This window comes from Ramlibacter sp. AN1133 (assembly GCF_037890035.1).
Lineage (GTDB): Bacteria > Pseudomonadota > Gammaproteobacteria > Burkholderiales > Burkholderiaceae_C > Ramlibacter.
Map to the genome: position 1 here is coordinate 190,138 of NZ_JBBKTQ010000007.1, position 17,545 is coordinate 207,682.

Consider the following 17,545-nt stretch of genomic DNA (forward strand, 5'->3'; position numbering starts at 1 on the left):
CAGCGCAAAGCATGCCTGGCGCGTCAAGGGGAGGTGCCCCTTGCAAGGGCATGCATCCAAGACCGACATACCAGGAGAACCGCATGAAACTGCAGACCCTCGCCCTCGGCCTGGCCCTCGCCATGGCCGGCTCCGCCTTCGCCGCCACCACCGGCGACATCACCGTCACGCGCGACACGCCCCACGGCACCGTGACCAGGCACATCGTGAAGACCAACGACGATGCCCGCCATCGCGACCGTCACATGAAGCGCGTCGTGGTCGTGCACCCGCAGCACCGCCACCACGTCAGAAAGGTCGTGGTCTACCACCCAGCGCGCCACGGCCGGCACGAGGTGAACCGCACGGTCGTCATCCACAAGAGCTGACGCCGCGCGTGAAAGCAAAAGGTCCGGCAGATGCCCTAGCCGCTCTCCAAAGGAGTTGGTAAGCCAGCATGGTGGCCCCGAGCCTCAGTTGATGAATGGGGCCCTTCCTTTGTCCGATCGAACCTCCTCACTGAGCGGGACTTCAGGTGCAGCCCCGTGAGGGGGTCGAGCTGGTCCTCCCGCTTGCCGTACTCCTCCTCCGGCTACCGCATATCGGCGCCCGCTTAGGAAGGGGTTGGGCGCCGCTCAGTCCGGCCGCTGGCTCTCGCGCAAAATCGGCTGATCGTGCTGCTCCCTCGCCAGGCGGGCGAGCAGCGCCGCGAAGGCCCTGATGTCCTTGTCCCCGCTCGCCTCATCCAGGGCGGCCAGGTATTCCGTGCGGCTCTGCACCGTCACGATGGTCCAGCGGTATCCACCTGTCGTGAGCATCAGGTTCATGATGAACCGGCTGATCCGTCCGTTGCCGTCCTGGTACGGGTGGATGTAGACGAAGATGAAGTGCCCGAGCACAGCGCGCACGGCCGCGTCCTCTTCCTTTTGCATGAGCTCCAGGAACACGGGCATGCACTGGCGCACCCATTCCACAGCCGGCGGCACGTGCCGCGCGTTGCGGATGTAGATCGGGATGTTCCGGTATCCGGCGAGTGAAGCTGCGGAGGCGAGACCCGCTTGCACGCTGGGTCCGTACATCGTGCGATACCAGTTGCTGAAGTCCTTGCGGAACACCTCACCGGCAGGCTCGCCCTTCGACAGCACGCGCTCGATCAACTCCACGACATGATGATGCAGCTCGTAGTACCCGCGCGCGTTCATCGCGTTGTACAGCTCCTGGTCCGATTTGTCGCCATCGGGATTCCAGGACCCGGAACGCACCTTGCGGATCAAGTCGTCGGTGACCCTGAAGCCTTCGATCGAGAGGGAGTGGTACGCATCCGCCACGTAGCGGTCCTCAATGTCCTTCAAGAAGGCCGGCAGGTTGGTAATGTCCATTCGAGGGACGCCGGCGAACTCATCCAGCACCGCGGGCCGCATGTCGGCCCACATAGCGCGAATGCGCTGCACGTGCGGCGACTCGTTCTCCCGCCAGTCGTAAGCCGGCAGCTCGCAGTCGAAGGGGTTGCTCTCGACGATTCGGTGGCCAGCGGCCTTCATCGTCGCCGCGATGTCATCCGCGGCCTCCGCCCGCCCCACTGCGCGCAGGGCGCCGACCATCCGGCCGGCGATCGTGGCGTGGTGGCCCTGGAGCAGGGTGCGCGCCAGCTCGATTGCGTCGACGGCGCGCATCGCGATCTGCGCGGCCAGCCGCTGGCTCACGAAGAACTGCGGGCTCACTCGCACCAGCGCGTCTTCCAGCGCCAACAGGCGCAGCCCAGAGGGCGCAAGCGCTGCGCGTGGGCTCAGGGTCTCCTCCTTGACCTTGTACAGCAGCAAGGAGCACTCGTGCGGCAGTTTCAGCACTTGGTTGTTCGCGTCCGGCGAATGCACAACTAGCTGCCGGATCGCGCCAGTCTCGCCGCTGTGGCGCAGGACGGAGATCTCCGGCGACGCCTGCCAGCGCTCCCCGAAGCGAGAGTTCGCGTAGGCGGCCACGAACTGGTCCATGTTCGCGTACCAGAACGTCGACGATCCGGGCGGCTCCCCGGGGCGGTTTGCGATGTACCAGCCCGGAATCACCTGGGAGATGAATCCCTGCGCCTGCAGTCTGTCGCGGTGCACCCGGCTCATCGCGGGGTACTTGGAGAGTTCGAAAATGGGCCCGGCTGCGTCCTGCACTTGCTTGAGGATCGCCATCGAGTTCGACAATTTGATATGCGGGCGAGCCATACTTCGGTTGTATTTGGTTGCTCTAGTTTGTTGCGTCAGTGTAGCTATAGTATGTTGCTTTAGTCAAACTCTAGTCTGTTGCATCGCCCAAACTCTAGTCTTTTGCGCTGACCGCACTCTACTTAGGTGCTACAGAGCCAGATTTACTTTAGAAATCAATGATCTTCACGTGGCAAACCCCTGGCGGAATAGGTGAGGCGAGGCGCTCCGCAGAGCGCGGAGACGCAGCGCCAGCCGGTCCAACCGGTGGCTCACCAGCTGGAGACACGCCGCTGAATTCGAGGCAGGTTCCTGGACGGGCTTGCCTGAGCCCCGGTCGCAGGCATCACTACCTCAAGCGCGAGTACCCCCTGCTCCGCTAGCTCACGCGCCACTAGCTTGCCGCCTACAGCTCAACGGCGAGTTGGCTGCTCTGGCGTGAAGTACACGAGGTCCCCGGGTGCAATGCGGCCGGGCCGCCAGGCCCAGGCGCATTGCAGATGTCTTCCAGTCTTCGCCCACCTCGCAGTAGTTGAAATGGATCCGGAAGATTGTGACCAGCTTCAACAAGACGTGGGTGACCTAGATGCCGGCCGCCGTCGGCGGAAACCGCGGCGGCCAAGGGGTGGGCGAGCCGGAGGCCAAAGAAGAATCTTCCTCAGACAACGAAACGCCCCAGCCAAAAGACTGGGGCGGATTGAGGCGCGATCAGGGCTGGCTTACCAACTCCTTTGGAGAGCGGCTCCGGCAGATGCCGGACCTTCTTCCTTGATTGGGAACCGGCGGCCAAGGACCCCACCTTGCCGCCAGTCCCGGTCCTGAAGCGGCCGACCCGGCCGCCCCTCACTCAGGACTTGTTGAACTTCTTCTTGGCGTCGACCACGCACTTGTCCTTGGCGTCGCCCTTCATCGCCTCGCAGCGCTCCTTGGCCGCTGCGTACTGTGCATCGGCCGTGTCCTTGGAGGCATCCTTGCGCGCTTCGGCGGCCGCGCCGGAGTTGGCGCCGCTCTGCGCCGCCTTGGCATCCGCCTTGGCGTGGCCCTTGGCCGCGGTGTGGGCCGCCTTGGCGTCCTTCTTGCAGACGTCCTTGGCGTTGCCCTTCATGTCGTCGCACTTCTCCTTGGCGACGTCGTAGTCGGCATCGGCCCGCGCGATCTTCACCTTCTCGTCGGCCTTGGCGCTCGGCTTGTACTGGGCGTCGAGTTCGGCCCTGGCGACCTTGTCCTTGCCCTTGGCCTCGGCCCTGCAAATGTCCTTGGCGTTGCCGTGCATGCCGTCGCAGGCCTTCTTGTCGGCCTTGTACTGGGCCTCGATCTTCTCCTTCGCAGCCTTGAACGCGTCCTTGTTCATGCCCGTCGTGGTGTCCGCCGCGAAAGCGCTCGCGGTGAAACCCAGGCACAACGCGGCAGCCAGTGCGATCAGATCCTTCTTCATGGTGTAGTTCCTTTCCAGAGGTTTGAACACGTACCCTCTCAGGAAACGGCCCAGGGCATGCCCCAGCAGTAGGAGGCGTCAGTCGAAAGTTGTCAGCCTGCGGACTACAGGGCGTGGGACCAGCGCGGCCGCAAGCCCTGCGTGACGTCTGATCCGATGTCCGCGCGGGCCGGCTTCCTACACGCCCTGCCCCGGCTGCGACCCACGATTGGCGGAGTCACCATCCAGGAGAAACCATGTCCGACGACAAGAGCAAGGCCCAGGGCCAGGACCGCCAGCGCATCAACGTCAACGAGGACTACGAGTTGCGCGACTGGAGCAAGAAGTTCGGCGTGACGCCGGAGGAGCTCAAGCGCGCGGTGGCGAAGGTGGGCGACCGTGCCAACGATGTCGAGCGGGAGCTGAAGGCGAAGTAGGCGGCCTCAGGGCTGCACGACGAGCTCCGGCTGGAGCTCGCGGATACGTTCTTCCAGGTAGTAGCCCCCGTACTCCGTGTAGCGCAGGAACGCGCGTCCGCACTGCGCGCACTGCGCCACGTCGCAGCGGTTGTACGGAAAGAACGCCGGCGCGATCGGGGCGTCCGGCGACCAGCCGTGCGTGCCCCCCGGGTGGTGCTCCTCGAGCGTGGGATCCACCACGTCCGGCCGCCGCAGCGTCGCCACCGTGCGCAGCACGCCGCGATCGAGCGAGCCCGGCAGCGCCTCCCAGCCCGGCGCGCGCACGGCCGCGCAGGCGGGACAGGGCTGGCGCGGCTGTGCCGCGGCCAGGCGGCGCAGCCCTTGCGCATCGAGAACGGGCACTTCGGCTTCGGTCATTGCGCGATTGTGCGCGAGCGATGTACGCTGCCGCCCCATGAACGACCACCCCCACGACCACGGGCCCGGCGAGACGAAGTGGAAGCATGACGGCGTGCGCGTGATCCCCGGCACCCAGCTCGATGCGAACGTTCCTTCCACGCCCGGCATGGACCGCAAGGCCGCGATCAACTTCGCGCGCGTGGGCGCGCAGAAGCTGTGGGCCGGCACCGTCACCATCCACCCGAACGCGAAGACCGGCGCGCACCACCACGGCCACCTCGAAAGCGTGATCTACGTGGTCAAGGGGCGGGCGCGCATGCGCTGGGGCGAGCATCTGGAATTCACCGCCGAGGCCGGGCCCGGCGACTTCATCTACGTGCCGCCCTATGTGCCGCACCAGGAGATCAACGCCAGCCCCACCGAGGTGCTGGAGTGCGTGCTGTGCCGCAGCGACGGCCAGGCGGTGGCGATCAACCTGGACATCGCACCGGTGGAAAAGCCCGAGCAGGTGCTGTGGGTGGACCCCACGCATCCGCACGGCGGCGTGTGACCAGCGCGAAGGATCCGCGATGCAATACCGTCCCCTCGGCCGCTCCGAGCTGCAGGTCTCGCCCCTGTGCTTCGGTGGCAACGTGTTCGGCTGGACCGCCGACGAACGCACGTCCTTCTCGCTGCTCGATGCCTGGATCGACGCCGGCTTCAACTTCGTGGACACCGCGGACGTGTATTCGCGCTGGGCGCCCGGCCACACGGGCGGCGAATCGGAGTCGGTGATCGGACGCTGGGTGCGCCAGGGCGGCCGTCGCAGCAAGCTGGTGATCGCGACCAAGGTGGGCAACGACATGGGCGAGGGCCGCATCGGCCTGAAGCCGGAACGCATCCGCGCGGCGGTGGAGGAGTCGCTGCGCCGCCTGCACGTCGAATGCATCGACCTGTACCAGGCGCACCGCGACGACGAGTCGACGCCGCTCGATGCGACGCTGGAGGCCTTCGGCCGGCTGATCGCGCAGGGCAAGGTGCGCGCGATCGGCGCCTCCAACTACGGCGCGCCGCGGCTGCAGCAGGCGCTGGACGCGAGCGCGCGCCTGGGCCTGCCGCGCTACGAGAGCCTGCAGCCCCTGTACAACCTGTACGACCGCTTCGAGTTCGAGGAGGACCTGCAGGCCCTGTGCCGGCGCGAGCACGTGGGCGTGATCAACTACTACGCCCTGGCCGCCGGCTTCCTGACGGGCAAGTACCGCAGCCCCGAGGACGCGGCGAAGAGCGCGCGCGGCAAGACCGTGGTGCAGAAGTACCTGAACGCGCGCGGCCAGCGCATCGTGCGCGCGCTCGACGAGGCCGCCGAACGCAGCAGCGGCACGCCCGCGCAGGTGGCGATCGCGTGGGTGATGGCGCAGCCCGCGATCACCTCGCCGATCGCGAGCGCGACGTCGATGGCGCAGCTGCAGGACATGCTGAAGGCCGCGGAGCTGAAGCTCGATGCGGCGACGATGGCGCTGCTGGACGAGGCGAGCGCGGCGCACTGAAACGCCGGGGCTCGGCGCTTCGCCTCACGCCAGCAGGCCGATCTCCCGCAGCCGCTCCGCCAGTCCGCGCGCGAACATCTCGTACCCGCGATCGTTCGCGTGGATCGGGTCGGAGCGCAGGGCCGGGTCGCTCAGCACCCTGGCCCAGCCGCCTTCGTACAGCGGCAGCTTCAGCTCCGAAGCGAGATTCCCGTACATCGGATGGTCGCCGAGCGAGCGCGCCACGGCCGCCAGCGCGCTGACCTCCGGCACGGCGACCAGCACGACCGGCGTGTTCGACGCCCGGGCCTGCTCGCAGATCGCGCGGATGTTGGCGCGGGTCTCGGCGGGCGGCACATGGCGCAGGAAGTCGTTGCCTCCGATGCTCACGATCACCAGCGCCGGCGAATGCTGCTGCAGCAGTTGCGGCAGCCGCGCGAGCGCGAGCGCCGACGTGTCGCCCGGCACTCCCGCATTGACCACGTTCCACCGCGTCAAGCTCGCCAGCACCGCGGGGTAGCTGGCGTCCGCCGACGCCCCCGTGCCGAAGGTGATGGAGTCGCCCAGCGCCAGCACGGTGGCCCCGGCGGGAATCGCCGCCATGCGCGGCTGGCGCCGGCATGCCGCGAGCGCGCAGGCAGCGCCGGCGCCCAGCAGCACGCTGCGGCGGCGCATCACTGCGGCTCGATCTTCGCGTCCTTGATCGCCTTGGCCCACTTGGCCGTCTCGACGCGCGTGCGCTGCGCCAGCGCCTCCGGCGTGCCGGGCTCGACGGCGAAGCCGATGGGCGCGAACTTCTCCTGCAGCTCCCGGCTGCCGGCCGCGGCGTTGATCGCGTGATTGAGTTTCGCGATCACCTCGGGCGGCGTGCCGGCCGGCGCGAACATCGCGAAGTAGGCGATCAGCTCGTAGTCCTTCAGGCCGAGCGCCTCGTTGACGGTGGGCAGCTCGGGGATGGCCGGCGAGCGCTTCGTGGACGTGACCGCCAGCCCGCGGATCTTGCCGCCCTTCACCTGCGGCAGCATCACGGCGAAATCGGCGGTGAACATCATCACCTGGCCGCCGATCAGGTCCGTCATCGCGGCGGGCCCGCTCTTGTACGGCACGTTGGTGAGCTGCACGCCCGCCATGCTGGCGAGCATCTCGGTGGAAACCAGCTGCGAGGTGCTGGCGCTCGCGAAGGTCACGAAGCCCGGCTTCGCCTTGGCCATGGCCATCAGCTCGCGCAGGTTCTTCGCCGGCACCTCGTTGTTCACCGCCACGATCAGCGGCACCGAGCCCATGTAGCCCAGCGGCGCGAAGGCCGTGTCCTGGTTGTACGGCAGCTGCTTCATCAGGCTCTTGAGCGCAGCGTTGGTGCTGTTGGTGCCGATCAGGATGGTGTAGCCGTCGGGGGTTGCCTTGGCCACCTCGGATGCGCCCAGCATGCCGTTCACGCCGGGCTTGTTGTCCACCACGATGGTCTGCCCGAGCACCTTCGCCATCTCGGCGGCAAAGGCGCGGCCGATCTGGTCGGTGGCGCTGCCCGGCGCGAAGGGCACGATGGCCTTGATCGGCCTGGCGGGATAGGGGTCGGCCGCGAGCGCGGCGGCGGAACACAGGACGGCGGCGGCCAGCAGCGTCGCGCAGCGGATACGAGAAAGCACGGGAACCTCCGGGTCGGGGTAGTGCCGCGGATTCTAGGGGGCTCGCCTGGAGCGCGAGGGATGGCCGAGAATCGGCAGCGCCGTGAAGCTTCGCAACCTCCTCCTCCTCGCCCTCGTGCCGGTGGCGCTCGTGCTCGCCGCCGTGCTGGTGCGCGAAGCATCGTGGCGTCGCACCTACCCGCTGGCCAAGCCGCAGGCCGCCGCACCCGACGATGCCTTCGTGGCCGAAGTGCGCGCCATGCCGGACAGCCCCCTGCTCGCGCCTCGGAGCTCGGGGGTGTTCGTGCGCGCACGCTGGGCACTGCTGCGCAGCGTCGACCCGCAGCTGGTGTTCGTGGGCTCCTGCGACAACGTCGACACGCGCTGGATGTCGCGCCGCCGGCTCGTGATCGAGTGCCAGCTGCGTTCGGGCGAGCCGCGCCTGCTGCGGGCGCTGGTCGAGGACGTGGTGATCGAACTGGTGATCCAGCCGCACTTCGCGCGTGCCGCGCCTCCCGCCGCGGCCCTCAGAGCTCGCGCACCTGCACCTTGCGCCACTTGATCGGGCCGCCCGGCGCGTTGGCGCCCAGGCCGTATTGCAGCGCGATGCGGCCGGCCGGGAACTTCGCATCCTCCACGTCCACCGTCTTCACGCCGTTGAGCACCACCGTCAGGCGGTTGCCCTTGGCGGTCACCTCGTAGACGTTCCACCGGCCGCCCGCCTTCGGCATGGGCACCACCTTCGCCACGTTGACGATCGCACCGGTGCCGTAGGTGGGATCGGGCCGCTGGTCGAAGATGTTCACTTCGTAGGAGCTGGCCGATTCGATCTTCGCCGGGTTGGTGGCGCGGATGAAGATGCCGCTGTTGGTGGTGGTGTCCGCCCAGAACTCCGCGCGCAGGGCGAAGTCGCGCCACGATTGCCTGGACACGAGGAAGCCGCCGGCGCCGCGGTCGGCGACGATGGCGCCGCCCTCCGGGCGCCAGTTCGCCTCGCCCACGCGCTCGAAGTTCTCCAGCCCGTGGTCGCCGTCGATCAGGGTCGTCCAGCCGACGCCCATGCCGGGCAGGCTGGAGCAACCCCACAGGACGCTTGCCGCGGCGATGGCGCCGCAGGCCAGGAAGGCCGATCGCTTCATGTTGTCTCCTGTCGTGGAAGGGGGGCGCCCATGCTACGGGCATTCCGGCGCGCGCAGAAGGGGGCGGCAGCGCACTCGCTATGCTGTGGCGGATGACCCCCGACACATCCCCGAGCGCTCGCGCGCTGGTGCTCCTGAACGCGCGCTCCGGCACCGGCTCCGGTCCCGGGCGCGGCGAGGAGCTGGCGGCGCTGTTCGCGGCCGAGGGCCTCGAGGCCGAAGTGGTGCTGGCCGACGCCGCGCAGGACCTGCAGGCAGCCATCGCCCGCGCGCAGTCCGAGGGTACGCGGCTGGTGGTGGCGGGGGGCGGCGACGGCACGCAGGCCGCCGTGGCTGCCGCACTGGCCGGCACCGGGTGCGCCCAGGGGGTGCTGCCCATGGGCACCCTGAACCACTTCGCCAAGGACCTGGGCATCCCGCTGAAGCTCGAGGATGCGGTCCGCACCATCGCGCGGGGCCGGGTGCTGCAGGTGGACGTGGGCGAGGTGAACGGCCGCATCTTCATCAACAACTCCAGCCTCGGCCTGTACCCCGAGATCGTGCGGGAGCGCGAGCTGCAGCGCCTGCGCCTGGGCAAGGGCAAGTGGCGCGCGCTCGCCAGCGCCACCCTGCGCGCGACCGAGCGGCCGCACGGCATCGCGGTGCGCATCGAGTCCGAAGACGCGTCGGAGGACCAGGTGCGGCGCACGCCCTTCGTGTTCGTGGGCAACAACCGCTACACGATGGAGGGGCTGGACATCGGCGGGCGCGAAAACCTGCAGCGCGGAGAGCTGGCGCTGTACCTGGGGCGCAGGCGCGGGCGCCTGGCGCTGCTGCGGCTGGCGCTGAGCGCGCTATTCAAGCGCCTGGACCAGGCGGAGGATTTCGAGATGGTGACGGGGGCGGCCTTCGTGATCAGCACGACCGATGCGCGCATCCGCGTGGCCACCGACGGCGAGATCGCGATGCTCGACACGCCGCTGCACTATCGCATCCGGCCCGGGGCGCTGCGGGTGATGGTTCCCGCCGAGGCGCCCGGCGCCGCTTGATCCCTATTCCGAGCTGATCTTGCGATCGCGCACGATCGCGCCCCACTTGGTCGACTCCTTGCGCATGAAGTCGCCCAGTTCGGCGCGCGACGTCGGGTGCGGCGTGAGGCCGTGCTTCTGCAGCTGCTCGCGGATCGAGGGATCGTTCAGCACCTTCACGATCTCCTGGTTCCAGCGGTCCAGGAGGGGCGCGGGCGTCTTGGCCGAAGCGACGAAGGCGTACCAGTTCAGGGCCTCGAAGCCCGGATAGCCGGACTCCGCCACGGTGGGGATGTTGGGCAGGTAGGCCGGGCGGGTCAGGCCCGTGGTGGCCAGCGGCGTGAGCTTGCCCGATTCGATGTGCGGCAGGGCCGTCGGCGGCGCCGCGAAGTACGCGGTGAAGCGGCCGGCCAGCAGGTCCGGCATGGCCGCGGAGCCGCCCTTGTACGGCACGTGCGTCATTTCCACCTTGGCCTGCTGCGCGAACAGCTCGCCGGTGAGGTGCGAGGCGGAGCCCGGGCCGGTGGAGGCGAAGGTGACGGAACCCGCCTGCTTGCGCGCCAGCGCCACGAAATCCGCCAGCGACTTGATGCCGGAATTGGCGTTGACCACCAGCACGTTCGGGAAGTTCACCCCGCCGGAGAGCGGCGCGAGGTCCTTGAAGGGGTCGTAGCCCACCTTCATCATGTGCGGCGCGATGGTCAGCGGGCCGATCGAGCCGAGCAGGATCGTGGAGCCGTCGGCGGGGCCGTTGGCCACGAGCTGGTGGGCGATGTTGCCGCCCGCGCCGGCCTTGTTGTCCACCACCACGCTCTGGCCGATGTTCTCGCCCAGCTTCTTGGCGATGAGCCGGGCGGCGGCATCGGCGGCGCCGCCGGGCGCGAAGCCCACGACCATCGTCACGGCCTTCTTCGGCGGGAAGTCCTGGGCCTGCCCAATGCCGGCCACGGCCATTGCGGCGAGCCCGAGCGCGGACCGCAGCAGGTGGCGCTTGTTCATTCCATGTCTCCTTGCTTGTTCGGAAGACCGGATTGTGCCGGGGCCGCCGGCCGCAGGGCGAGCAGGTCGCGCTCCAGCAGCGCGATCCAGCCCGGATCCGCCGCGTAGCTGCGGAACCAGCCCGCGCCGGTGATCGTGGCCACCCCCTCGGCCTCGTCCGCGGAGGTCGGCTCCGTGCGCGACACGCAGACGTGCTGCAGCGCCAGGCCGCTGCGCACCAGCGCGTCGGCCAGGGCCTGGCGTTCGGCGGCAGGCAAGGCGGCAAAGGGAATGTGTTTCATGGGGTCCGGCTCCTCGATCCGCGGCGGATTCTGGCAAGGAGTCCTGAGGACATCATTTCCCCCCGGTAAACGCAAGGCCCGGAAGGAGGAGCCGTGCGATAAATCCGGCCCGGCGGCGCTCAGGACGCCGCGGACAGGGCCGGCGGCCGCCGCGTCGTCCAGGGTGCGATCGCCTCGAAGGCACGCGCGAGCGCCAGCACCGGCAGGTCCGCGCGCGCCGGGCCGGCGAGCTGCAGGCCCATGGGCAGGCCCGCGGCACTGAAGCCCACCGGCACGCTCGCCACCGGCAGCGAGGCCAGCGTGAAAGGCGTGACGATCTCCATCCAGCGGTGGTACGTGTCCATCGCGACGCCCGCCACCGACTGCGGCCAGTGCAGCCCGGCGTCGAAGGGGAAGACCTGCGCGCTGGGCGCGGCGAGCACGTCGAAGCGCTCGAACAGCCGGCGGAAGGCCTGGTACACGGCGCTGCGCTGGACGCTCGCCTGGTACAGCTGCGCCGCCGTGAGCCCGAAACTCTGCTCCACCTCCCAGCGCGCCTCCGGCTTCATGCGCTCGCGCAGCTGCGGCTGGGCGTACAGCGCGCCCAGCTTGCCGCCCACCAGCATCTGCCGCAGGCGCAGCCAGGCCGTCCAGTTGGTCTCGCGCGGAATGTCCAGCGTGCACGGCTCGACGACGCAGCCGGCGGACTCCAGCTTGCGCAGCGCCTGCTCGCACAGCTCGCGGATGCCCGGCTCCAGCGGCAGGTCGGGCCATACGCTGCCCAGCCAGCCGATGCGCTTGCCCGGCGCGCACGCGATCGGGTCCTGCGCCTCGGCGTCCGGCAGCGGATCGGCCAGCGATAGCGGCGCGCGGGCGTCCCAGCCGGCCATGGTGCACAGCAGCCGCGCCACGTCCTCCGTGGTCCGGCCCATCGGGCCTTCGGTCCCCAGCTGCTGGAAGAACACGTCCTCGGCCGGCACGGCGGGCACCCTTCCGCGCGAGGGGCGGAAGCCGACGATGTTGTTGAAGGCGGCCGGGTTTCGCAGCGAGCCACCCATGTCGCTGCCGTCGGCCACCGGCAGCATGCCCAGCGCGATCGCCACCGCGGCGCCGCCGCTGCTGCCGCCGGCGGACTTGCGCGCATCCCAGGCGTTGCGCGTGATGCCGAACACCTCGTTGTAGGTGTGCGAGCCGAGGCCGAACTCGGGCGTGTTGGTCTTGCCGATCACGATCGCGCCGGCGCTGCGGATGCGCTGCACGAAGAGCGCATCGCCACCCGGCATGCGCCGCCCGACCGCCGGTGAGCCCAGCGTGGTGGGCAGCCCCTGCGCGTCGCTCAGGTCCTTGATCGCGATCGGGAAGCCGTGCATCCAGCCGGCGCGCTCGCCGCGCGCCAGCGCCGCGTCGCGCGCGTCCGCTTCGGCCAGCAGTTCCTCTTCGGAGCGCAGCGACACGATCGCGTTGTGGCGCGGATTGAGCTGCGCGATGCGCGCGAGGCTGGCACCCATCAGCTCGCGGCAGGAAAGCTCGCGCGCGGCGATGCGCCGCGACAGCGTGCCGGCGTCGACGCCCAGGATGTCGTCGGCCACGCCTCAGGCCCCGGCGAAATGCGCTTCGTGCTGCCGCCGCAGCTCGCGCTTGAGCAGCTTGCCGCTCGGGTTCTTGGGCAGTGCCTCGCAGAACACCACCCCCTTGGGCGCCTTGAAGCCCGCCAGGTGCTGCTGGCAGTGCGCCAGCACCTCGGCCTCGGTGAGGCTGTGGCCCGGCTTGGCGACCACGACGGCCAGCACCGCCTCCACCCAGCGCGGGTGCGGCACGCCCACCACCGCCACTTCCGAGACGCCCGGCAGGCGATAGACCATCTCCTCCACTTCCCGGCTGGCCACGTTCTCGCCGCCGGTCTTGATCATGTCCTTCTTGCGGTCGACGACGGTGATGTAGCCCTCCTCGTCGATCGTGGCCAGGTCGCCGGAATGGAACCAGCCGCCCTCGAAGGCCGCGCGCGTGCGCTCGTCGTCGTGGAAGTAGCCGAGCATCAGGTGCGGCGATCGGTGCACGATCTCGCCGACCTGGCCCGGCGGCACGTCGCGCATCGCGTCGTCGACCACGCGCGTTTCCACGTTCAGCACGGCGCGGCCGCAGGAGCCCGGCTTGCGCAGCTGGTCCTCGGGGCCCAGCATGGTCGCCAGCGGCGCGATCTCGGTCTGGCCGTAGAGGTTCCAGAAGCGCACGTCGGGCAGGCGTTGTGCCAGTTCGCGCAGCACTTCCACCGGCATGATCGAGGCACCGTAGTAGCCCTTGCGCAGGGAGGACAGGTCGGTGCTGTCGAACAGCGGCGAGCGCAGCAGCGCGATCCACACGGTGGGCGGGGCGAAGAAGGACGTGATGCGGTGCTTCGCGATCAGCGGCAGCAGGTTGTCGGGCGTGGGCTTGGCGGTGATGAGGCTGGTGCCGCCCACGTAGACCATCGGCCCCAGGAACACGTCGAGCTGCGCGCAGTGGTACAGCGGCAGCGCGTGCAGCATCACGTCGCCGGCGGCGATGCTGGCGTCGACGGCGCAGCTTGCGTACTGCCAGATCACCGCGTCGTGCGTGAGCATGGCGCCCTTGGGGCTGGATTCGGTGCCGCTGGTGTAGACGATCTGCGCCAGGTCGCCGCCCTGCAGTTCCACTTCCGGCGGCGTCGCGCGCTGCTCGATCAGTTCGTCGAAGCGCGTCATGCCGGCGGCGGGCTGCGACGGCTCTTCCGAGGGCAGCCAGAGGAACTGCCGCACCTGCGTGTCGAGGGCGGCCGCGTTGCGCGCGAGCTCCGCCAGCCCCGAGTCGGTCGCCAGCACCTGGGCGCCGGCATGCCGAAGGATGTACGCGGCCTCCTCGGCTTTCAGCATGAAGTTGATCGGCACCAGCACGGCGCCCAGGCGCGCCAGGGCGAAGCGCAGCGCGGCGAAGGCATGCGAGTTGCGCGCGAGCACGGCGACGTTCGTGCCCTTGGCGACGCCCATGCGCGCCAGACCGGCAGCCAGCCGGTCGACGATCTCGTCGAAGTCACGGAAGCTCCAGCGCGTCTCGCCGCACAGGATGGCGGGCTTGTCCGGATAGCGCTTGGCGGTGCGGCGCAGCAGGTCGGCCAGGGTCTGGCGGCGGATGGCGGTGTCCACGGGCTCCTCCTGTCTTGGTCGGGGGCATTATGGTGCCGCAAAAGGAAACGCCCGCGGCTGCGGGCGTTTCCGGGGGTGGCCTAGTTCAGGACCCTATGACCTGGTACTGCTTGCCCGGCCCGAGCAGGTGGCGGACCTGCTGCGCGAGCGAGCCGAACATCCGGCCCGCCAGGCCCGGCTCCTCGGTGCCGAACAGGATCCGGTCGCAGCCGAACTCCCGTGCCGCCTGGGCGATCGTCTCCGCCGTGCGGCCCACCAGCACCGTGGCCGTGTACGGGATGCCCGCGGCATCCAGCAGCGACCGTGCATAGGCGAGGTCCTCGTCGCCCGCGTCCTGCTGCAGCTGCTGCAGCTCGCGGGTGCCGAAGAACATCGCGACGTGGCCCGAGAGCTTCGGCTGCACCCGCACCAGGCGGATGCCGACGAACTCGTCGCGGTAGATCCGCACTGCCTCCTCCACCGCCGAGCGCGTGCGCGCCGGGCTGTGGGGATCGACGGCCACCAGCAGCTGGCGCATGGCGCGTCAGGCCGCCGGCTGGTCGGCAGCGGCCTCTTCCTGCGCGCTTTCGGCGCGGCTGGCGAGGTACTTGCCGAGGGCCACGACGATCACCGCGCCCACTGCCGGGGCCACGGTGTGCAGGTAGTGCATGTTGGCATCCACGTACGCCTTGATCGCGGGGTCGCTCACCGCCATCTCGCCGGCCACCCAGCCCAGCAGCGCAGCGCCGATGGTGATGATGATGGGGAAGCGGTTCATCAGCTTCAGGATGATGGTGCTGCCGAAGATGATCAGCGGGATGCTGATGACGAGGCCGATGATCAGCAGCGGGACGTTGCCCTTGGCGGCGGCGGCGACGCCGATCACGTTGTCGAGGCTCATCACGAGGTCGGCGATGATGATCGTCTTGATGGCCGCCATCAGGCCGGCATTGCTCTCGATGTCTTCCTCGCCGTCGTCGCCCTTGAGCAGGCCGATGCCGATCCACAGCAGCAGCGCCGCGCCCACCAGCTTCAGGTAGGGCTGCGAGAGCAGGAAGACGGCGAAGAAGGTCAGGATCACCCGCAGCACGATGGCGCCGATGCTGCCGAAGATGATCGCGTTCTTCTGCTGCTTGGGCGGCAGCGACCGGCAGGCCAGTGCGATCACCACCGCGTTGTCACCCGACAGCACGATGTTGATCAGGATGATCTGCATGAGGGCAACCCAGAAATCCGGGCTGGTGAGGAAGGCCATGTTGTCTCCTGGAAGATTCTGCGGACCCCGGTCGGATCCGATCCCTGGAGACTACGGACTTCCGCTGACAGCCCCTTAGTGGGTGGCTGTCGGCATGTTGTCGGCCAGCTGTCAGCGCGCTTACAGCGCCTGCACGACCTCAGGGTTGTCCCTGGCTGCGACGCCGCTCGGCCGGAACAGGACGCTGAAGGTGTTGCCCACCCCGTCCACGTCCTCCTCCAGCGTGATGCGCGCGCCGTGCAGCGTGGCGATCTCGCTCACGATCGCCAGCCCGAGGCCGCTGCCGTCCTCCTGCGTGCCGAGCAGGCGGTGGAAGCGCTCGAAGATGCGCGCGCGTTCGGCCACCGGGATGCTCGGGCCGTCGTCGCTGATGGCCAGCTTGCACTGGCCGTCGCCCGCGTGGCCGGTGCGAACCGTGACGCGACCGCCCTGGTGGCTGTAGCGGATCGCGTTGTCGATCAGGTTGTTGACCAGCTCGCGCAGGCGGTCGCGGTCGGCGTCGATCACCAGCGGCTCGTCGACCCCCTCGAAGCCCAGGTCGATGTTGCGCTTGATGGCCAGGGGCACCCACTCCATGCTGACTTCCAGCGCGAAGGCGTTCAGGTCCAGCGGCTGCAGGTGCACCGACTCCAGCGCGCCGGGCTCGTTGCGCGCCAGCGAAAGAAGCTGCCGCACCAGCCGCGACAGGCGATCCGCGCTGATGTACAGCTGGGCCAGCGAATGCCGCACGCGCTCCGGGTCGCTCTCGCGCAGCGCCAGCTCGATCTGCGCCTTCAGGCCGCTCACGGGCGTCTTGAGCTGGTGCGCGGCGTCGGCGACGAAGCGGTTCTGGAAATCGAAGGTCTTGCCCAGGCGCGCCATCAGCTCGTTGACCTCGTCCACCAGCGGCCGCACTTCGCCGGGCACGTCGTGGGTCTCGATGCGGCTCAGGTCCAGGTGCGAGCGGTCGGAGACGGCGCGGCGCAGCCGCTGCAGCGGCTCCAGCCCGCGCGAGACGCCGAACCACACCAGCGCCGTCGCCATCACGATCAGCAGCAGCTGCGGCAGCACCACGTTGGCCACCATCTCCAGCGCCAGCCGGTTGCGCTTGTTCAGCGTCTCGGCCACCTGCACCTGCACCAGCGGCGCGCCGGGCGATTCGTCGGCGCGCATGCGCGCCACGATCATGCGCACCGGCTGCCCGTGCACCGTTTCCTGGGAGAACAGCGGCTCGCCGCCGGGCGCGACCCGCCGTCCCAGGGGCAGCGCGGTGTCGCCGCCCAGCACGGTGCCGTCGCCGGCGTCGACGCGAAAGAACAGCCGGTCCTGCGCGTCCATCAGCAGGATCGTGGCGGCCGTCTCCGACAGCTCCAGCCGCAGCCGCGCGCCGTCGCGCCGCACGTGCAGCACGATCTCGCGGGCGATCTCGTGCAGCGCGCGGTCGTAGGCGAGGTTGGCGAGCCGCTGCGAGGTCCAGAACGCCGCCATGGCGTCGAGGACCAGCAGCACCAGCAGCGGGCCCAGCAGCCAGGCGAGCAGCTTGCGCTGCAGGCGCGGCTCATTCTTCGGCATCGTTGCGTTCCATGAGGTAGCCCATGCCGCGCACGGTGCGGATCTCGCAGCCCAGGGGCTCGAGCTTCTTGCGCAGCCGGTACACGTACACCTCGATCGCGTTGGCGCCCACCTCGTCGCCCCAGCCATAGAGGTGGTTGACCATCTGCTCCTTGCTCACCACGCGGCCCTCGCGCATCAGCAGCAGTTCCAGCACGGCCAGTTCGCGCGGCGACAGGTCCAGCGCCTTCTTGTCGTGGAACACGCGCCGGCCCACGGTGTCGAAGCGCAGCAGGCCGTGTTCGAGGTAGGGCGTGGATTGCGTGCCGCGGCGCAGGAGGGCGCGCACGCGCGCTTCGAGCACCGGCAGGTCGAAGGGCTTGGACAGGTAGTCGTCGGCACCGAGGTCCAGCCCGCGCACCTGGTCCTCCATGGTGTCGAAGGCGGTGAGCATCAGGACCGGCATCGTGGACTTGCGCCCGCGCAGGCGCTTGAGCACCTCCAGGCCGCTCAGGCCCGGCAGGCCGATGTCGAGGATGGCCAGGTCGTAGATCGCCAGCGACAACGCGCGGTCCGCCTCCTCGCCGGTGGAGACGATGTCGACGGCATGGGCCGACTGCACCAGCGCGCGCGAAAGCGCGTCGGCCAGCACCTTGTCGTCTTCGACTACGAGGATCCTCATCGG

20 protein-coding genes are annotated in these 17,545 nt (G+C 69.3%); 6 read left to right on the forward strand and 14 right to left on the reverse strand.

Going from position 1 to position 17,545, the window contains the following annotated elements:
* Window positions 1–83: 83 nt before the first annotated feature.
* Complete coding sequence (locus tag WG923_RS12150) at window positions 84–368, forward strand: hypothetical protein (RefSeq protein ID WP_340351222.1); 285 nt, start codon at window positions 84–86, stop codon at window positions 366–368.
* A gap of 246 nt (window positions 369–614) precedes the next feature.
* Here the strand turns inward: WG923_RS12150 and WG923_RS12155 are convergent, their stop codons facing one another.
* Together WG923_RS12155 and WG923_RS12160 are read right to left on the reverse strand one after the other, a co-directional pair.
* Window positions 615–2,159 (reverse strand): Fic family protein, encoded by a 1,545-nt coding sequence (locus WG923_RS12155; protein ID WP_340351223.1) that lies wholly within the window; start codon window positions 2,157–2,159, stop codon window positions 615–617.
* Between the two features lie 859 nt (window positions 2,160–3,018).
* Window positions 3,019–3,606 carry a hypothetical protein gene (locus WG923_RS12160; RefSeq protein WP_340351224.1) on the reverse strand — a complete coding sequence of 196 codons (588 nt, stop codon included), beginning with the start codon at window positions 3,604–3,606 and terminating at the stop codon, window positions 3,019–3,021.
* Window positions 3,607–3,842: 236 nt separating this feature from the next.
* Between WG923_RS12160 and WG923_RS12165 the strand changes: the two genes are divergently transcribed.
* Window positions 3,843–4,022, forward strand: a complete 180-nt coding sequence (locus tag WG923_RS12165) for a DUF3606 domain-containing protein (protein WP_340351225.1) — start codon at window positions 3,843–3,845, stop codon at window positions 4,020–4,022.
* Between the two features lie 6 nt (window positions 4,023–4,028).
* Here WG923_RS12165 and WG923_RS12170 read toward each other — a convergent pair whose 3' ends face one another.
* Window positions 4,029–4,421: a hypothetical protein gene (locus WG923_RS12170; RefSeq protein WP_340351226.1), complete on the reverse strand. Its 393-nt coding sequence runs from the start codon at window positions 4,419–4,421 to the stop codon at window positions 4,029–4,031.
* Between the two features lie 37 nt (window positions 4,422–4,458).
* Here WG923_RS12170 and WG923_RS12175 point away from each other — a divergent pair, with 37 nt between their 5' ends.
* The gene (locus WG923_RS12175; protein WP_340351227.1) at window positions 4,459–4,953 is read left to right on the forward strand and encodes a cupin domain-containing protein; all 495 of its coding nucleotides are present in this window, start codon (window positions 4,459–4,461) and stop codon (window positions 4,951–4,953) included.
* Between the two features lie 19 nt (window positions 4,954–4,972).
* Window positions 4,973–5,929, forward strand: a complete 957-nt coding sequence (locus tag WG923_RS12180; RefSeq protein WP_340351228.1) for an aldo/keto reductase — start codon at window positions 4,973–4,975, stop codon at window positions 5,927–5,929.
* 24 nt (window positions 5,930–5,953) lie between these two features.
* On the opposite strand, the gene WG923_RS12185 is transcribed toward WG923_RS12180, so the two are convergent.
* Window positions 5,954–6,583, reverse strand: coding sequence for a GDSL-type esterase/lipase family protein (locus tag WG923_RS12185; RefSeq protein ID WP_340351229.1), 630 nt, complete (start codon window positions 6,581–6,583; stop codon window positions 5,954–5,956).
* A complete protein-coding gene (locus WG923_RS12190; RefSeq protein ID WP_340351230.1) occupies window positions 6,583–7,554 on the reverse strand; it encodes a Bug family tripartite tricarboxylate transporter substrate binding protein in 972 nt (323 codons plus the stop codon). Before WG923_RS12190 ends, WG923_RS12185 begins: the two co-directional genes overlap by 1 nt.
* An 82-nt stretch (window positions 7,555–7,636) precedes the next feature.
* Between WG923_RS12190 and WG923_RS12195 the strand changes: the two genes are divergently transcribed.
* Window positions 7,637–8,095 carry a hypothetical protein gene (locus WG923_RS12195; RefSeq protein WP_340351231.1) on the forward strand — a complete coding sequence of 153 codons (459 nt, stop codon included), beginning with the start codon at window positions 7,637–7,639 and terminating at the stop codon, window positions 8,093–8,095.
* Here the strand turns inward: WG923_RS12195 and WG923_RS12200 are convergent.
* Window positions 8,061–8,672, reverse strand: a complete 612-nt coding sequence (locus WG923_RS12200; protein ID WP_340351232.1) for a 3-keto-disaccharide hydrolase — start codon at window positions 8,670–8,672, stop codon at window positions 8,061–8,063. The genes WG923_RS12195 and WG923_RS12200 overlap by 35 nt on opposite strands.
* Window positions 8,673–8,764: 92 nt before the next feature.
* On the opposite strand from WG923_RS12200, the gene WG923_RS12205 reads away from it, so the two are divergent.
* Window positions 8,765–9,700, forward strand: a complete 936-nt coding sequence (locus tag WG923_RS12205) for a diacylglycerol/lipid kinase family protein (protein WP_340351233.1) — start codon at window positions 8,765–8,767, stop codon at window positions 9,698–9,700.
* A gap of 3 nt (window positions 9,701–9,703) precedes the next feature.
* Here the strand turns inward: WG923_RS12205 and WG923_RS12210 are convergent, their stop codons facing one another.
* The 8 genes from WG923_RS12210 to WG923_RS12245 all read right to left on the reverse strand — a co-directional run bounded on the left by WG923_RS12210 (window position 9,704) and on the right by WG923_RS12245 (window position 17,542).
* Window positions 9,704–10,678 carry a Bug family tripartite tricarboxylate transporter substrate binding protein gene (locus tag WG923_RS12210; RefSeq protein WP_340351234.1) on the reverse strand — a complete coding sequence of 325 codons (975 nt, stop codon included), beginning with the start codon at window positions 10,676–10,678 and terminating at the stop codon, window positions 9,704–9,706.
* On the reverse strand, window positions 10,675–10,959 hold the full coding sequence (locus tag WG923_RS12215; RefSeq protein ID WP_340351235.1) for a hypothetical protein: 285 nt from the start codon (window positions 10,957–10,959) through the stop codon (window positions 10,675–10,677). The genes WG923_RS12210 and WG923_RS12215 overlap by 4 nt, the downstream gene beginning before the upstream one ends.
* A gap of 119 nt (window positions 10,960–11,078) precedes the next feature.
* Window positions 11,079–12,527, reverse strand: coding sequence for an amidase (locus WG923_RS12220; protein WP_340351236.1), 1,449 nt, complete (start codon window positions 12,525–12,527; stop codon window positions 11,079–11,081).
* A 3-nt stretch (window positions 12,528–12,530) separates the two neighbouring features.
* On the reverse strand, window positions 12,531–14,096 hold the full coding sequence (locus tag WG923_RS12225; protein ID WP_340351237.1) for an acyl-CoA synthetase: 1,566 nt from the start codon (window positions 14,094–14,096) through the stop codon (window positions 12,531–12,533).
* An 85-nt stretch (window positions 14,097–14,181) separates the two neighbouring features.
* Window positions 14,182–14,613, reverse strand: coding sequence for a universal stress protein (locus tag WG923_RS12230; protein WP_340351238.1), 432 nt, complete (start codon window positions 14,611–14,613; stop codon window positions 14,182–14,184).
* A 6-nt stretch (window positions 14,614–14,619) separates the two neighbouring features.
* Complete coding sequence (locus WG923_RS12235; RefSeq protein ID WP_340351239.1) at window positions 14,620–15,330, reverse strand: TerC family protein; 711 nt, start codon at window positions 15,328–15,330, stop codon at window positions 14,620–14,622.
* Window positions 15,331–15,450: 120 nt separating this feature from the next.
* Window positions 15,451–16,881 (reverse strand): sensor histidine kinase, encoded by a 1,431-nt coding sequence (locus WG923_RS12240; protein WP_340351240.1) that lies wholly within the window; start codon window positions 16,879–16,881, stop codon window positions 15,451–15,453.
* The gene (locus WG923_RS12245; RefSeq protein ID WP_340351241.1) at window positions 16,868–17,542 is read right to left on the reverse strand and encodes a response regulator transcription factor; all 675 of its coding nucleotides are present in this window, start codon (window positions 17,540–17,542) and stop codon (window positions 16,868–16,870) included. The genes WG923_RS12240 and WG923_RS12245 overlap by 14 nt, the downstream gene beginning before the upstream one ends.
* Between the last annotated feature and the right edge of the window lie 3 nt (window positions 17,543–17,545).

What these genes read in the sequence shown, in the direction of transcription:
- WG923_RS12150 (WP_340351222.1), top strand. Translation starts at nt 84, where the DNA reads ATGAAACTGCAGACCCTCGCCCTCGGCCTGGCCCTCGCCATGGCCGGC.
- WG923_RS12155 (WP_340351223.1), bottom strand. Translation starts at nt 2,159, where the DNA reads ATGGCGATCCTCAAGCAAGTGCAGGACGCAGCCGGGCCCATTTTCGAA.
- WG923_RS12160 (WP_340351224.1), bottom strand. Translation starts at nt 3,606, where the DNA reads ATGAAGAAGGATCTGATCGCACTGGCTGCCGCGTTGTGCCTGGGTTTC.
- WG923_RS12165 (WP_340351225.1), top strand. Translation starts at nt 3,843, where the DNA reads ATGTCCGACGACAAGAGCAAGGCCCAGGGCCAGGACCGCCAGCGCATC.
- WG923_RS12170 (WP_340351226.1), bottom strand. Translation starts at nt 4,421, where the DNA reads ATGACCGAAGCCGAAGTGCCCGTTCTCGATGCGCAAGGGCTGCGCCGC.
- WG923_RS12175 (WP_340351227.1), top strand. Translation starts at nt 4,459, where the DNA reads ATGAACGACCACCCCCACGACCACGGGCCCGGCGAGACGAAGTGGAAG.
- WG923_RS12180 (WP_340351228.1), top strand. Translation starts at nt 4,973, where the DNA reads ATGCAATACCGTCCCCTCGGCCGCTCCGAGCTGCAGGTCTCGCCCCTG.
- WG923_RS12185 (WP_340351229.1), bottom strand. Translation starts at nt 6,583, where the DNA reads ATGCGCCGCCGCAGCGTGCTGCTGGGCGCCGGCGCTGCCTGCGCGCTC.
- WG923_RS12200 (WP_340351232.1), bottom strand. Translation starts at nt 8,672, where the DNA reads ATGAAGCGATCGGCCTTCCTGGCCTGCGGCGCCATCGCCGCGGCAAGC.
- WG923_RS12205 (WP_340351233.1), top strand. Translation starts at nt 8,765, where the DNA reads ATGACCCCCGACACATCCCCGAGCGCTCGCGCGCTGGTGCTCCTGAAC.
- WG923_RS12210 (WP_340351234.1), bottom strand. Translation starts at nt 10,678, where the DNA reads ATGAACAAGCGCCACCTGCTGCGGTCCGCGCTCGGGCTCGCCGCAATG.
- WG923_RS12215 (WP_340351235.1), bottom strand. Translation starts at nt 10,959, where the DNA reads ATGAAACACATTCCCTTTGCCGCCTTGCCTGCCGCCGAACGCCAGGCC.
- WG923_RS12230 (WP_340351238.1), bottom strand. Translation starts at nt 14,613, where the DNA reads ATGCGCCAGCTGCTGGTGGCCGTCGATCCCCACAGCCCGGCGCGCACG.
- WG923_RS12235 (WP_340351239.1), bottom strand. Translation starts at nt 15,330, where the DNA reads ATGGCCTTCCTCACCAGCCCGGATTTCTGGGTTGCCCTCATGCAGATC.
- WG923_RS12240 (WP_340351240.1), bottom strand. Translation starts at nt 16,881, where the DNA reads ATGCCGAAGAATGAGCCGCGCCTGCAGCGCAAGCTGCTCGCCTGGCTG.
- WG923_RS12245 (WP_340351241.1), bottom strand. Translation starts at nt 17,542, where the DNA reads ATGAGGATCCTCGTAGTCGAAGACGACAAGGTGCTGGCCGACGCGCTT.